Here is a 15,531-nt window from a genome sequence, read left to right on the forward strand (position 1 = left end):
CCCAGACCGGGCCCCGGAACCAACTGCGCCGGTTCCGGGGCCCTGCTGTGTCCGGTGCTATATCCGGTCAAAGGCGCCCGCCCGTGTGGGGGCGCTTCGCCCCCACACGCAGCTCCGGCCGTCGTCGCAGCCGGGGGTTCTACGCCTCGGCGGCCTTCGCCGCGGCGTCGATCGCGGCCAGGGAGCGGCGTGCCTGGTTCCGGTCCGTCGTATACCAGAAGTCAGGCAGCGAAGCCCGCAGATAGCTTCCATAGCGCGCGGTGGCCAGACGGGGATCCAGCACGGCGACCACCCCACGGTCTCCGGACGCTCGTACGAGACGTCCCGCGCCCTGCGCCATCAGCAGGGCCGCGTGCGTGGCAGCGATCGCCATGAAGCCGTTCCCACCGGCCTCGTCGACCGCCTTCTGGCGGGCGCTCATCAGCGGGTCGTCGGGACGCGGAAACGGGATCTTGTCCATGATCACCAGCTGGCAGTTGGGCCCCGGCACGTCGACGCCCTGCCAGAGCGAAAGCGTCCCGAAGAGGCACGTCTTCGCGTCCGCCGCGAAGCCCTTGATCAGCTCGCCCAGGGTCTCCTCGCCCTGCAGGAGGATGGGCATGTCCAGGCGGCCGCGCAGCTCCTCCGCCGCGCTCTGAGCGGCGCGCATGGAGGAGAACAGGCCGAGCGTGCGACCGCCGGCCGCCTCGATCAGTTCGGCCAGCTCATCGAGCATGTCGCTGCGAGTGCCCTCGCGCCCGGGACGAGCCAGGTGCTTGGCGACGTACAGGATGCCCTGCTTGCCGTAGTCGAACGGGGACCCGACGTCGAGGCCCTTCCACTGAGGCGCGTCCTCGGACTCGGTGCCCTCCGGGGCCAGGCCGAGTGAGGCCCCGACGCCGTTGAAGTCGCCGCCGAGCTTGAGCGTGGCCGAGGTGAGGATCACCGAGCGGTCGGCGAAGAGCTTCTCCCGGAGGAGACCCGACACGGACATGGGGGCCACGCGCAGGGAGGCTCCGAAACGGTCGTGCCGCTCGTACCAGACGACGTCGTACTCCGAGCCGTTCGTGATGCGCTCCGCCACATCGTGGATCGACTCCACGGAGGCGAGTGCCTGCTTACGGACCGCGTCCTCGTCCTGGACCGACTTGTCCCGGGTGGAGCCCAGCGCCGTGATGACGGAGCGCGCGGCGTCACGCAGGGCCATCAGCGCATACCCGAGGTCTTCGGGGATCTCCTCCAGACGGCCTGGCAGCGCCAGCTCCATCAACCGCTCGAAGCCTTCGGATGCGGTCTGGAGCTGGTCGGCCGCCTTTTCGTTGACGAGCTTGGCCGCGCGACGGACGGCGCGGTTGACCTGCCCGGGGGTTAGCTCGCCCGTGGCCACACCGGTGACACGCGAGACCAGCTCATGGGCCTCGTCCACGATCAGCACTTCGTGCTGGGGAAGGACAGGGGCACCCTCGATGGCGTCGATGGCGAGCAGCGCGTGGTTCGTGACGACGACATCGGCGAGCTTGGCACGCTCGCGAGCAGCCTCGGCGAAACACTCCGCCCCATAGGCACACTTCGAGGCCCCGAGGCACTCCCTGGAGGAGACGGAGACCTGGGACCAGGCGCGATCGGACACCCCGGGGGTGAGATCGTCGCGGTCGCCCGTCTCGGTCTCGTCCGCCCAGTCCCGCATCCTCAGGAGGTCCTGGCCCAGCTTGCTGGTGGGCGCGGCCGCCTCGAACTGGTCGAAGAGGCCCTCCTCCTCTTCCTGGGGCACGCCTTCGTGGAGGCGGTGCAGGCACAGGTAGTTCGAGCGGCCTTTGAGCATCGCGAACTGGGGGCGGCGGCGCATCAGCGGATGCAGCGCCTCCACCGTGCGCGGCAGGTCCCGCTCCACGAGCTGGCGCTGCAGGGCCAGCGTGGCCGTGGCGACCACGACGCGCTCCCCGTGCGCCAGGGCCGGCACAAGGTAACCGAGGGATTTACCCGTGCCGGTACCGGCCTGGACCAGCAGGTGTGAGCCGTCGTCGATCGCCTCGGCGACTGTCTCGGCCATGGATACCTGGCCAGGGCGTTCCGTGCCGCCGACAGCGGTGACGGCGGCGTGCAGGAGCTCGGGGAGGGAGGGCTTCGTCATAGCGCGACCACCCTACGGTGCCCCACTGACAATCCCGCGATCAAGGCTGATGGAGAGGGTTGGGCACGGTCCCGTGCACGGCGGCGTGAGGACGCTGGGGGCGGTCACGGTACCCGTCGAGGAGAAGACGGTTCCGATTGAGGCACAGCCGCTCGATACGGGGTGTGAGCAGGTCGAACATCTCGTACCGCTCCTTCAGCTCCGGAGCGCGCGCCTGGTGCCGGAGGATCTCGGCGCGCACGGCGGACCAGAAGTCGGCCTCCGGGACACCCAGCTGTTCCTCGCACAGCGGTGCCAGATAGCGGAATACGCCGACGAAGAGGCCGGAGTGGATGAACTGGGTGAGGAATCCGGGCGGCTCGGTGAGCAGGACGTCGCGCACATCGGCCGGCATCGAGTCGTGCTCGGGCAGCGGTGCGGCGCTGACGTTCACGTCGTCGACGAAGTCCTTCACCGCGAGCCGGACGGGCACGTCCTTGTCGTCGAAGACGACGATGGCGTTCTCCCCGTGAGGGGAGAACACGGTGCCGTAGCGGTACAGGAAGTGCAGCAGCGGGGGCAGCAGGGCGGCGAACAGTCGGCGCAGCCATACGGTGGGCGACAGCCCCGAGCGTTCCACGAGCTCCGCGACGAAGGCCTTGCCGCCCGGATCGGTGTGGAGCAGTGAGGCAAGGGTGCGCGCGCGTTCGTCGGGAGCGAGGTAGCGGGTGATCGGCTCACGCCAGATGGCGCCGAGCAGTTCCCTGTACTGGTACGGGACTTCGGGCAGCCTGTCGTAGACCGGGTGCTCCACGGCCACCGATGCCACCTCGCCGAGCAGGATCACCCCGCACTCGTCGCGCAGGAAGGGGTCGGCGTCGCGCAGGGCGTGCATCCATGCCGTGACGGCTGGTGCCGCGACCGTGCGCTCAGTCGGGAGGCCTCGCCACACCAGTGTGTTCAGGACCGACAACGGCAGCTTCACGGTGTGCCGGTCGGGACGGGACGCGTTCAGGAATGTGCGGATGGACTGCTGCGGAAGGCGCAGGTCGCCGTCGCTACCGAGCGGAACAATGGCGTCCGCGGCGACGGAGGGAGCGAAGAGCGGCAGCACGACCTCGTCCCACTGCCAGGGGTGCACCGGAAGGTAGAAGTACTCCCGGGGGTCGAGTCCGCGTGTGCGCAGTAAGTCCGCGAAGGACTCCTGGGTGACGGTGGTGAGCTCGCGGGCGTAGAGCTGCGGTGCGGTTTCCAGTCCTGTGATGCCTCGGTACACGGCGAGGTCGGTGTGAACGGCGATCCACGGGAGCGTCGTGGAGCGACGGGCCTCGGGCGCCCATTGGCCGGTGTCGCTCGCGGAGAAGCCGATGCGTCCCTTGTTGAGGACAAGCCAGGGGTGGCCGGCCTGGTGCCCCTCCAGTTCCGCGTAGCCGAGGTCGGCGAGCTGCGGCGCGGCGAGCGCGGTGTGGCCGATCCGGGCGTCGGCGCAGAGCGTGACGCTGAGCTCGCGGATCAGGTGGCCGAGGGTGGCGCCGTCGAGGCCGAGGGTCCGGCGGGCCAGCGCGAGGAATCGGACCGGGTCGGTGAAGGAGAGTCCGGCCGCGCCGCCCTCGGCCAGGGCCAGGCTGGCCGGGTCCACATGCCAGCCCTCGTACGAGCCTCGGCGGGCGCGGAAGGTGAGACAGGTGGCGCCTTGGTCACTGCCGGGAGTGTCGCTGTCAGGGATGAAGAGGGCGTGGGTGTCGAGGACGGGGGCGTCGAGGGCGGGGGGCCCTGCCGGTGTGGTGATCTCTGCCGAGCCGGGAGCCGCGGCCGGCTCGGCACCTCCAAACGCCTCGTGGACCCCGTGGACCCCGTGGACCCCGCCGGCGCCGCCGGGCTCGGTCGGTTCGAGGTGAAGGCGGTACGTATCCGGCTCGCCCCCTATGACAGGTACTGGCCGGATGATCTCTTCGTACGCGAACTCACCGATCATCTTGGCGAGCAGACGACGTCCGGCCTCACGCCAACTGTCCTGGGTCAGTTCGGGCGGGTCGTAGAGCGCGGCGGAGGGATGGGGAATCGGGCTGTCGGACGGATTCGGCACGGGGACTCCTCAGGGAGGGAACCGGATCGGGTCGAGCGGTGTACCAAAAGTGATCAGGTCAGAGCACTGGGCGCAGGGCCCGGTCACGGACCATGAGCGCCGCCCGTTTGCCGGGCAGATCCACTTCGGCGGAGAAGCGGAAGCCAGCGCTCAGGAAGGCGGAGATGGAGGGGGTGTTGCGCAGGTCGGGTTCTGCGATGACGCGTGCGCACGCGGGGCGGTGGTCGAGCACGAGGTCGGCGACGGCTCTGAGCAACGAAGTGCCAAGACCTCGGCCGCGGTTGACGACACCACCGATGAGGAGGTGAATTCCGGTGTCGTGCGGGCGCGAAGGGTAGTGACGGGCCAGCGGGTCGAGGTCCGCCCGGTAGATCTCCCAGTAGCTCATCGGCCTGCCCTCCAGCACGCCAAGACAGGGCACGCTGCGTCCGTCTCCGTCGAGCTGAGGGCGCAGGTGGGCCTCCGTGACGGCTTCGGGTCCCGCGAGTTCCCAGAAGGCGGCCACGGCGGGGTCGTTCATCCAACGGCTGATCAGAGGGAGGTCGCGTTCGAGACGGACGGGCACGAGCTGGAAGACACCGGCGGCGGTGGCGGCCGGCCCCCAGTCGGCGACGCTGTCGAGGAGGTCTTCCGCCGCTACAACGCCTGGGGTGTGGTCCGGCACGTCGTGCGGCACACGGTCCGGCGCGTGCTCGGAATGGCCGATGTGAGCTGCCCGCGGAGCTCGCTCTTCGCCCTCGGCCAGCAAGGCGACAAGCTCGTCGGGCAGGCGCAGGTCGAGGGTGTCCGCGCCGTCGGCGTCGGGGGCTGTGGATTCGGCCCCGGCGTCGGTGCTCGCATCGGTGGGAGGCACGGCGTCGCTCCTGTCAGAAGTGGTGGGACATGTTCCTCAGGAATGAAGGGGGTTGGTGATGGTGACGTAGACGGACTGGGTGTCGACCGGGCCGACGAGTTCGTCGAGTCCGTGCAGCCGGGTCAGCAGGTTGGCTTTGCACCGCAGCACGGGTGAGTCGAGCAGCGTCGCGGGCAGCGAGGTGCGCAACCGGTCGGGGCCTGATGCGACATCACCGAGGAAGCGCCGGAAGGCGGCGAGCAACAGCCGTTCGTCCGCGAGCCGTTCGGCGCCGAAGGCTCCGATCAGGCCCAGGACGTTGTTGATGCCGAGGTAGTAGGCGAAGCGCTCGTCGGTCACCTCGTCGGAGACGAAGGTGTCGCTGTGGCCGCCGATGCCGGGGAGCCGTCGGTCGAGTTCGGCTCGCCGTGACTCGCGGAAGTAGTAGCCCTGGTTGTCGCGGTAGCGGCCGCCCACGGGCCAGCCGTCGGGGTCGAGCAGCAGGATCGTGTTCTGCTGGTGCGCCTCAAGGGCGACGCCCGCCTCGCTGTCCAGCCACAGCACGGGGCGGACGACGCTCTCCAGGTAGCGCAGGAACCACTCGGTGGCGACGGCCCCTCGAGGGCGGCCAGTTCGTCCGGCCAGCCTGGTGACGGTCTCACCGAGCCGGGACCGCATCAGGCGACGGTCCTGGCCGGCGGACAGTGCCGAGGGCCTGGGCGAGACGAGCCCTGCGACGCAGGTGGCATCGTCACCGGGGCCGAAGGGGTTGTGCCGGATCATGACGTCGAGCCCGGCCACGGGTGCGCCGTCACGGCCGTTGACAGCGAGCCACGCCGGGTCGCGGACCACGTCGAAGCGGGGGTGGGCCGCCTGCCACTTCTCGGCGAGGCCGCTGCGCAGCAGCCGGTGGACCTCGACGCCACGGTGAAGTTCCTTGCGGAGGTTCTCACGACGGGAGTTGGTGATGCGCAGGCCGAGGGAGAGCTTGAGCATGGCGGCCGCGCCGGAGCGGTAGAGGGTGCGTACGGAGGAAGTGGGGTGCCAGGGGGTTCCGTGAGACCCGAGGTCTTGCAGGAGACCCGCATCGAGGAGTTCGGCTACCGCGGGGCGGTGTCGGAGTTCGCGGATCTGCCAAGGGTGGACGGGGAGGGCGACGCGGCCGTCCGCCAGCGGCAGTTCCGGTCCGGCCAGGCGGGCGGTGAGCTGGTCGGCCGGGACAGTGCGGCCGCGCTCCGTCCAGGCCGAGTCGGAGGCGAGCACGGAGGGGTCGACGGCCAGCCAGTGCAGCGTGAAGGCTCCGCGCAGTTCCGGTGAGTAGAGGCGCGATTCGGCGTCGGACAGGCCCTCGCGGCTCTTGGGGGTCGGATGCAGGGGGTGGCCAAGGAGCAGGGACTGTTCGGCGGAGAGGAAGAGGTCGGGCTCGTCGCCTGGGCTGGCGCGGCGGTCGGCGATGAACTCGGCGGTACGGCGGACGGAGTCGGCGACCCGGCCGACCAGGTCGGCGCCGTCGCCGGCCCGTGGTGGGGTGGCCGAGCCTGCCGGATTGGCTACGGTCGGCGGATCGGCCACCACTGAGGGGTTGGCCGCTTCTGCCGGACTGGCCGACTTTGCCGAGGAGGTCGCCGGTCGCGGCTCGGACACCGGCTCGGGCTCAGTCACAGCCCCTGGGCGGGACCCGCGCCCCGCCTCGGGTGCCGCCGCCGGAACGCTCGGCACCGGTTGCGCGTCGCGGCGGGCGGTCTCGCGGCCGAGGAGGGCCGCGACCGTGACCGCGTCGACGGGAGGTGCGCTGGCCGGGCCGTCCTCCAGGTAGGGGAGGCCGAAGCGGTGCCAGCCGGTGGCCGACCAGTAGTGCACGGGGATGAGCAGAGCCGTGCCGCTGGCGTGGAGGGGGATGCGCAGGACGCCGTGGTCCGGCGCCGGAAGGTTGTTCTCTCTTACCCAGCAGCGCAGGAGGTTCTCGACGGCTGCTGCCTGCGCGGCGATGTGCGGGTCAGGGTGCTCCAGCAGGTCCGTGGACGTGCCGCGCAGGTGCTCGGCCTCCTGGCCGCCACCCTTCTGCCGGGGGACCGTACCGGACTCCGCCACCAGTGAGGATTGCGTGCCGCACGCCCCTGGGGCGTGCGGGTGGGGGCGGCCTTCGGATGCGGGGGTGGCGTTCAAGAGGGGTTCCTTGTGAGTTTGTACGGGCTCCGTGTGGCGACGGGGCCGGGGCGTGCCCGGCGTCTCATGGCCGCCGGGGCGGCCCGGGTCCGTCTTGGCTATCCGTGGTGGGTACGCGCCGCGGTGGCCAGCGCGTCGGCGAGGCGGTCGAGGACCGCGGCCGCCTGTTCGTCGGTGATGGTGAGAGGAGGGAGGAGCCGTACGACGCTGGAGTGGCGGCCGCCGAGTTCGACGATGAGGCCGCGGCGCAGGCACTCCCGTTGCACGGCCGCGGCCATTTGGGGTGCCGGGGGACGGGGGCGGGCGAGAGGGGGCAGGGTTTCTACCGCCTCGGCGAGCGGGTCGTACGCGGTGCCCGCGTGGGTGATGGCCGACGTGCCCTCGCAGTCCTCGTCCCGGCTGTCGCCGTTGCCTCTGGCGGCGGCGCCGGCCACCGCTCCAGACCCGCCCCCCTCCCTGCGGATGTCCGGCCCTTTCCTCTGACTGTCCGGGCTCCCGCCCCGCGCGGCCGGGACGGGGACAGAGTCCGGCGACCTCTGCCCATCCGGATCGGCGGGTTCGACGAGTTCGACACCCAGCATCAAGCCCCGGCCGCGGACCTCGCCGACGCAGGGGTGGGACGCGGCCAGGGAGCGGAGTTGGGCGAGCATGCGGGCGCCGACCGTGGCGGCGCGTTCGGCGAGGCCGTTCTCGCGGACGTACGCGAGGGTCGCCGCACCGGCGGCCATGGCGAGTTGGTTGCCGCGGAAGGTGCCTGCATGAGCTCCGGGTGGCCAGACGTCGAGGTCGTCGCGGTAGATGACGACGGCGAGCGGAAGGCTGCCGCCGATCGCCTTGGAGAGCACCATCACGTCGGGTACGACGCCACTGTGTTCGACGGCCCAGAAGGCGCCGGTGCGCCCGACGCCCGTCTGTACCTCGTCCGCGATGAGCGGGATGCCGCGGGCCGCGGTGATCTCACGCATCCGGCGCAGCCAGGCGTCGGGTGCCGGGAGGACACCGCCCTCGCCCTGCACCGGTTCCAGGATCATGCCTGCTGGAAGCGGTACGCCCGACTTGGTGTCGTCCAGGAGGCTCTCCGTCCAGCGAGCGGAAAGCTCGGCGCCGCTGGGGCCACCGAGGCCGAAGGGACAGCGGTAGTCCTGCGGATAAGGGAGGCGCGCCACGCGTACGTCCTGTGCGCCGCCGGATGCTTCGAGCGCCCCGGCCGTCATGCCGTGGTAGGCGCCGGTGAAGGCCAGCATGCCGTCGCGACCGGTGGCCGCGCGGACCAGTTTCAGCGCGGCTTCCACGGCGTCCGTCCCGGCCGGGCCGCAGAACTGGATCCGCGCACGCTCGGCGAGGCCGCGCGGCAGCGTGCTGAACAGCTCGGTGGTGAAGTCGTCCTTGACGGGTGTGGCCAGGTCCAGGACGTGCAGCGGCGCCCCCGAGTCGAGGACCTTCCGGATGGCTTCGAGCACCACAGGGTGGTTGTGTCCGAGGGCGAGGGTTCCGGCACCGGAGAGGCAGTCGAGGTAGCGGCTTCCGTCGGCGCCTTCGATGGTCATGCCGCGCGCCCGCACCGGCACGATCGGCAGTGCTCGCGCGTAGGTGCGCGCCGCCGATTCGCGTGCCGACTGCCGCCGCAGGATGCCCTCCTGTGTCGCGGAGTGCGCGGCCTTCGTCGCAGAGTGCTCAGCAGGGTGCGCCTCCATGGCCGCCTCTTCACTCGCCCTCCCCCGCCCCTCGCCCCACGCCTCGGCAGGAGTCACAGACGACGCAGAAGGCTCAGATGACGCAGATGGCACGGAAGGCACGGACTGCGTTACGGAACGTGCTGCGGACACCGCCGCGGGCGCTGGCTCGGTCACGGCCACGACTGTTGGTCCTCCCGCTGTGGACGAGCGCGCCCGGCCCGGTGTGACGCCCGGAATCTCGGGAGCCTCATGTGGCCGATCGCGCAGACGAGTTGGCAGGGGAGATGAACGCAGGCCGCGCCTCCCCCGTACGTACCAACGACGGTGACCCCGCAGGATCACGGGTTGTCGGAAGATCCTTGCCGTGACGGAACCGTTGCCCTTCCGTCGGCCGTCCCCAACGGCACCGGCATAGTGTGGGGGGCCGTTCACCAGCGACAGGTGCGCCGCTCCCGGGTTCACGGGAGCCCGCATCGGTGTGCGACGGGTGTTCCGCGCCCGGGTGTCCAGCACTTTGGAACGATTTCGAGGCCCAGGGGGAATCTCACGATGCGACCCATACGTCCGCTCTTCGCCGCCCGCAGCGGGAGGAGCGCGCGCACCAGAACCTCCCCCGTGGCGGCCGCGGTCGCGCTCGGCGCGGCGCTCGTACTGACCGCCACGGCCTGTGGGCCCAGCGAGGACAACGCCGGTGGCGACTCGTCGTCCTCGCAGCCCGGTGACAGCGAGGGCGGCAGCGCCGGCGACGACAAGATCCAGATTCCGGCGGACCTCCAGGACCGGCTCAAGGAGCACGGGATCGACCTGGACAAGTGGAAGAACGGCGCCTGGAAGGACTGGAACAAGGACGACTGGCTGCGCGAGGCCGGTGAGTTCGTCAACCCGATCATCGAGGACCTGTGGGACCCGGACCGGATGCGGGACGCCGACAAGAACCCGGACCGGAGCGTCGATGACAACGACATCTCCGGTGACCAGGGCGTCACCGATCCGACGCCCGAGCCCGTGGAGGCGGCCGCCGTGAACGCGCCGTACCACGACCGGGCGGCCGAGTCGGGCAAGCTCTTCTTCGACGGTCCCGAGGGTTCGATGGTCTGCTCCGCGACCGTCGTCAAGGACCCGGCCAACCCGGGCAAGTCCAACATGGTGTGGACCGCGGGCCACTGTGTGCACGCCGGCGCCAAGGGCGGCTGGTACCGCAACATGGTCTTCGTCCCCTCGTACAACAACAGCGGCAAGTCGGCCCAGGAGCTGCAGAACGCCCCCAAGGAAGAGGTCGCTCCGTACGGCGTCTGGTGGGGTGACTGGGCGCAGACCTCCGACCAGTGGATCGAGCAGGGTGGTCCGACGGGCGGCAAGGGCGCGCCGTACGACTTCGCCGTCATGCACGTGAAGCCCGAGAAGGGCAGCGAGGGCAAGTCGCTGGAGGAAACCGTCGGTTCGGCGCTCCCGGTGGACTTCGACGCTCCGGCGGTGCCCCAGATCAAGACCATGACGGCCACCGGTTACCCGGCGGCGTCGCCCTTCGACGGCCAGAAGCTGTTCCAGTGCGCCGACAAGCCGGGCCGGCTCTCGCTCACCGAGCCGGACCCGACGATGTACCGCATCGGCTGCACGATGACCGGCGGCTCATCCGGCGGCGGCTGGGTCGCCCAGGGCCAGGACGGCAAGCCCGCCCTGGTGTCGAACACCTCCATCGGTCCGGTGACGGCGGGCTGGCTGGCCGGTCCGCGGCTGGGCAAGGAGGCCAAGGGCATCTACAGCGCGGTCAGCGAGAAGTTCGCCGACCAGTAGTGGGACGCGGCGGGGTCGCCGGAAACCTTCACGACCCCGCCGCCGTTCATCCCCAACCTCACAGGCATAGTGAGGTGTTGTGTCCACGCGGAGTTCCCCGGGCTCTCCCGGGTCCACACATGACACGTACATGGCAAATACGCGCTATGCGCAATCACGCACTTACACGCTCTATCGGGGGTAACAGCACCATGCGTTCCACTCGTGCGCTTTTCGCGCGCAACCGTGGGCGGCGCGCCGCACTCGCCGCAACGGGACTCGCCGCGACCCTGGCGCTCACCGCCACGGCCTGCGGCCCGAGCGAAGACAAGGCGAGCGACAAGCCGGGCACCGCCGCCTCCCAGGGAGCTGACAGCTCCGGTTCCGAAGGTTCTGAGGGTTCTGAGGGTTCCGACTCCAAGCTTCCCGGTGACCTCGCCGACAAGCTCAAGAAGCACGGCATCGACCCGGACAAGTGGAAGAACGGCGCCTGGAAGAACTGGGACAAGGACGACTGGCTGCGCGAGTCCAAGGACTTCGTCAACCCGGTCATCGCCGGGCTCTGGAAGCCCGAGCGGATGCAGAAGGCCAAGGACCCGAAGAAGACGATCGCCGTGAAGGACGCGACCGCCGACCAGGGCGCCACCGATCCCGAGCCGACGCCGGTCAGGGCCAAGCCCGAGAAGACGCCGTACCACGAGAACGCCGCCCCCGTCGGCAAGATCTTCTTCGACTCCCCCGAGGGTTCGATGGTCTGCTCCGGCACCGTCGTGAAGGACCCCCGCAACCCCGGCAAGTCCAACCTCGTGTGGACCGCGGGCCACTGTGTGCACGCCGGCAAGAGCGGCGGCTGGTACCGCAACATCGCGTTCGTGCCCTCCTACAACGACCTCGGCAAGTCCGAGGCCGAGCTGGGCAACGCGGCCCCGCAGGAGATCGCCCCCTACGGCCAGTACTGGGCCGACTGGGTCTCGACCTCGAACGAGTGGATCAACGAGGGCGGTCCGACGGGCGGCGCGGGTGCGACGTACGACTACGCCGTGATGCACGTGAAGCCGGAGCAGGGCGGCAAGTCCCTGGAGGAGACCGTCGGCAACGCTCTCGATGTCGATTTCTCGACTCCGTCCACGCAGAGCGTGAGTTCGATGGGCGCCTGGGGCTACCCGGCCGCTCCTCCGTACAACGGCCTGATCATGCACAAGTGCGTCGACAAGCCGGGCCGTCTCTCGCTGTCGCCGGCCCTGCCGACGATGTACCGCATCGGCTGCACCATGACCGGCGGCTCATCCGGCGGCGGCTGGTTCCGTGTGGTGGGCGACAAGACCGAGCTCGTGTCGAACACCTCCATCGGCCCGGCCGAGAACACGTGGCTGGCGGGACCGCAGCTGGGCAAGGGTGCCGAGCAGGTCTACGACATGATGAGCAAGAAGTACGGCTCGCGGTAACCGCGCGGTACACACCGACACATGCCACGGCGAAGGCCCGCCCCCTTTCGAAAGGGGGCGGGCCTTCGCCGTGGCTGAGCCGGACCGCGCTGGTCGCGTGCGGCTGCGGTCAGTGAGCGGCCGGCACGTACGGACTGAGGTCCGCGGCGAGCTCCTCGTGCACCCGCGCCTTGAGCAGTGTGCCGTCGGCGGTGTGCTCCTCGGAGAGCACCTCGCCTTCGGCGTGCGCGCGCGAGATGAGCTGGCCGTGCGTGTACGGAACGAGGGCCTCGATCTCGACCTCGGGCCGCGGCAGCTCGGTGTCGATGAGCCCGAGAAGCTCCTCGATACCGGCACCGGTGCGCGCGGAGACCGCGATCGCGTGCTTCTCGTTGCGCATCAGCCGCTGGAGGACCAGCGGGTCCGCCGCGTCCGCCTTGTTGATCACTACGATCTCGGGCACGTCGGTGGCGCCCACATCGCGGATCACCTCGCGCACGGCGGCAAGCTGCTCCTCCGGCACCGGGTGCGACCCGTCCACCACGTGCAGGATGAGGTCGGAGTCGCCGACCTCCTCCATCGTGGAGCGGAACGCCTCGACGAGGTGGTGCGGCAGATGCCTGACAAACCCGACCGTGTCGGCCAGGGTGTAGACCCGGCCGCTCGGCGTCTCGGCCCGGCGCACGGTCGGGTCGAGGGTGGCGAACAGCGAGTTCTCCACCAGCACGCCCGCGCCCGTGAGGCGGTTGAGGAGCGAGGACTTGCCCGCGTTCGTGTATCCGGCGATGGCGACCGAAGGCACCTTGTGGCGCCGACGCTCCTGCCGCTTGATGTCGCGGCCCGTCTTCATCTCCGCGATCTCACGGCGCATCTTCGCCATCTTCTCGCGGATCCGTCGTCGGTCCGTCTCGATCTTGGTCTCACCGGGACCGCGGGTGGCCATGCCGCCACCGCCGCCGCCACCCATCTGACGGGAGAGCGACTGGCCCCAGCCGCGGAGCCTCGGCAGCATGTACTGCATCTGCGCGAGGGCGACCTGCGCCTTGCCCTCTCGGGACTTGGCGTGCTGGGCGAAGATGTCGAGGATCAGGGCGGTCCTGTCGACCACCTTGACCTTGACGACGTCTTCGAGGTGGATCAGCTGGCCGGGGCTCAGCTCACCGTCGCACACGACGGTGTCGGCTCCGGTCTCGAGCACGACGTCGCGCAGCTCCAACGCCTTGCCGGAGCCGATGTACGTCGCCGGGTCCGGCTTGTCGCGGCGCTGGATGACGCCGTCGAGCACGAGGGCGCCCGCCGTCTCCGCGAGGGCCGCCAGCTCGGCGAGGGAGTTCTCCGCATCGTCAACCGTCCCGGAGGTCCACACGCCGACGAGCACCACACGCTCCAGACGGAGCTGTCGGTACTCGACTTCGGTGACGTCCTCGAGTTCGGTGGAGAGTCCGGCGACGCGGCGCAGGGCCGCACGCTCGGAGCGGTCGAGCTGGTCGCCGTCCCGGTCTCCGTCGATCTCGTGGCTCCAGGCGACGTCCTCTTCCATCAGGGCATCGGCCCGAAGACCTTCGGGGTAGTTCTGCGCGAAGCTCTGTGCGTCCTGGGAAGGGGAAGAAGAGGAGGTCATTGGATCCTTACGTCGATACATCGATGGAAATGCGGACGGATGCCTGATCCGTCGCGGGCGGATGCGTCATCCGTCACAGTCGTCAACGCCTGGTGCGACCCGGAGATTCCCGGGAGCCGCCCGGACCGACCCTGAGATGTCCCCGAGGGGATGCCCCGGAGCCCGGACTCAGACCCGAACCGGACTCAGACCCGAACCGACTCCGGCCCGAACCGAACTCAGGCCGACCGTGTCGTCGACCTGACGATGGTTGCACGGCACGGCCCGTCTCGTCATCCGTGTTTTTCCGCCTGGAAAGATTATTTCCCTTCCGGCGCCGTCGTACGCCAGTCCGGGTGCCCCGGCATGGGCGGCGTCTTCTCCCCGTACAGCCAGGCGTCGAAGAATCCGCCCAGGTCACGCCCGGCGTTCCGCGAGGCGAGCTGTACGAAATCGGCGGTCGTCGCGTTGCCGTCGCGGTAGGTGCGGACCCACTGCCGCTCAAGCCGGTCGAAGGCCCGGTGCCCGATCTTCTGGCGCAGGGCGTAGAGCACCAGGGCGCTGCCGTCATAGACGACGGGCCGGAAGATACTGATCTTCTGCCCGGGAGCGGCCCCCTTGGGCCTGGCGGGCGGTCCGCCGGCCGCGCGCCAGCCGTCCGACCGGCGGTAGGCGTTCCGCATCCGGTCCTTCAGGGGCCGCTTCGCCTTCTCCTCGGCGAAGAGTGCCTCGTACCAGGTGGCGTGGCCTTCGTTGAGCCAGAGATCCGACCAGGCCTGAGGGCTGACGCTGTCGCCGAACCACTGGTGCGCCAGTTCGTGCACCATGATTGTGTCGACGTACCACTCCGGGTACTCGGGGCGGGTGAAGAGCTCTCTCTCGAAGAGAGAGAGAGTCTGTGTCTCCAGTTCGAAGCCGGTCCGTGCGTGGGCCACCAGGGCGCCGTAGGTCTCGAAGGGGTAGCGGCCCACCTTCTTCTCCATCCAGCTGATCTGGCCGGGCGTCTTCTTCAGCCAGCGCTCCAGGGTCTTGCGGTCCTTGGTGGGCACCACATCGCGCACGGGAAGGCCGTGCGGGCCCTCGCGGTGCAACACGGTGGAGCGGCCGATCGACACCTGTGCCAGCTCGGTCGCCATGGGGTGGTGCGTGCGGTAGGCCCAGGTGGTGGCCCGGCCGCCATGGTGGGCCTTGCCGACCGGCAGCCCGTTGGCGACGGCGGTGAGCCCCTTGGGGGCCGTCACACGGAACGTGAACACCGCTTTGTCCGAAGGGTGGTCATTGCATGGAAAGACCAGGTGGGCGGCGTCCGCCTGGTTGGCCATGGCGAGCCCGTCACCGGTCCGCACCCAGCCACCCTGGGCGTCCTTGGAGGGCAAGGGGTCGCTGGTGTGCCGGACGGTGATCCGCAGCCGCTCGCCGGTCCCGACCGACGCGGACGGCGTGAGGACCAGATCCTCACCGCTGCTGTCGAAGCGTGCCGTCTCGCCGTTGACCTCGACGGAGCGGACCTTGCCGTGCGCGAAGTCGAGGTTCACGCGCTCCAGAGGCGCCGTGACCCGGGCGTCGATCTTGGTGACGGCGTCCAGCGGCTTGCGGTTGTCACCGCGATAGGCGAAGGCGATGTCGTACGACTCCACGTCGTACCCGGGGTTGCCCAGGTGCGGGAAGAGCGGGTCACCGATGCCGAGCGGGGTGACCGGCGACGGCGCGCTCGCCGCGACGAGAGCGGCGGACGCGGTCGCCACGATCAGCGCCGCGGCGATGCGAGGGGCGCGGAAGGCCTTCGGTCGCGGGGCCGTGGTCCGAGGGGTGAGCAGCATGAACTTACCGCTATCAGCGTGCGCCTCCGGCGGTGCGACGGCGCGCGCCGGGCCACTCGAACGAG

At 70.1% G+C, this 15,531-nt stretch carries 9 protein-coding genes; 2 read left to right on the top strand and 7 right to left on the bottom strand.

The features are described 5' to 3' along the window. Positions 1-139 precede the first annotated feature (139 nt). The 5 genes from ACWDZ7_RS20385 to ACWDZ7_RS20405 form a co-directional block, all read right to left on the bottom strand. Positions 140-2,110, bottom strand: a complete 1,971-nt coding sequence (locus ACWDZ7_RS20385) for an ATP-dependent DNA helicase (RefSeq protein ID WP_451798642.1) — start codon at positions 2,108-2,110, stop codon at positions 140-142. A 40-nt stretch (positions 2,111-2,150) separates the two neighbouring features. Then, a complete protein-coding gene (locus tag ACWDZ7_RS20390; protein ID WP_451798644.1) occupies positions 2,151-4,175 on the bottom strand; it encodes an IucA/IucC family protein in 2,025 nt (674 codons plus the stop codon). Positions 4,176-4,233: 58 nt separating this feature from the next. After that, complete coding sequence (locus ACWDZ7_RS20395) at positions 4,234-5,028, bottom strand: GNAT family N-acetyltransferase (RefSeq protein ID WP_451798645.1); 795 nt, start codon at positions 5,026-5,028, stop codon at positions 4,234-4,236. A 36-nt stretch (positions 5,029-5,064) separates the two neighbouring features. Beyond that, entirely contained in the window at positions 5,065-7,173 is a 2,109-nt protein-coding gene (locus ACWDZ7_RS20400) for an IucA/IucC family protein (RefSeq protein WP_451798646.1), read from the bottom strand. 98 nt (positions 7,174-7,271) lie between these two features. Beyond that, positions 7,272-8,867 (bottom strand): diaminobutyrate--2-oxoglutarate transaminase family protein, encoded by a 1,596-nt coding sequence (locus ACWDZ7_RS20405; RefSeq protein ID WP_451798648.1) that lies wholly within the window; start codon positions 8,865-8,867, stop codon positions 7,272-7,274. A gap of 531 nt (positions 8,868-9,398) precedes the next feature. Here ACWDZ7_RS20405 and ACWDZ7_RS20410 point away from each other — a divergent pair. Both ACWDZ7_RS20410 and ACWDZ7_RS20415 read left to right on the top strand, forming a co-directional pair. Beyond that, positions 9,399-10,643, top strand: a complete 1,245-nt coding sequence (locus ACWDZ7_RS20410) for a trypsin-like serine peptidase (RefSeq protein ID WP_451798649.1) — start codon at positions 9,399-9,401, stop codon at positions 10,641-10,643. A 191-nt stretch (positions 10,644-10,834) separates the two neighbouring features. After that, complete coding sequence (locus tag ACWDZ7_RS20415; RefSeq protein WP_451798650.1) at positions 10,835-12,067, top strand: trypsin-like serine peptidase; 1,233 nt, start codon at positions 10,835-10,837, stop codon at positions 12,065-12,067. 109 nt (positions 12,068-12,176) lie between these two features. Here ACWDZ7_RS20415 and hflX read toward each other — a convergent pair whose 3' ends face one another. Together hflX and ACWDZ7_RS20425 are read right to left on the bottom strand one after the other, a co-directional pair. After that, the gene (gene hflX / locus ACWDZ7_RS20420) at positions 12,177-13,667 is read right to left on the bottom strand and encodes a GTPase HflX (protein ID WP_451798651.1); all 1,491 of its coding nucleotides are present in this window, start codon (positions 13,665-13,667) and stop codon (positions 12,177-12,179) included. A 299-nt stretch (positions 13,668-13,966) separates the two neighbouring features. Continuing rightward, positions 13,967-15,466, bottom strand: a complete 1,500-nt coding sequence (locus tag ACWDZ7_RS20425) for a M1 family metallopeptidase (RefSeq protein WP_451798652.1) — start codon at positions 15,464-15,466, stop codon at positions 13,967-13,969. Positions 15,467-15,531: the final 65 nt, after the last annotated feature.

The sequence above is a fragment of the Streptomyces sp. NPDC003032 genome (assembly GCF_053591415.1).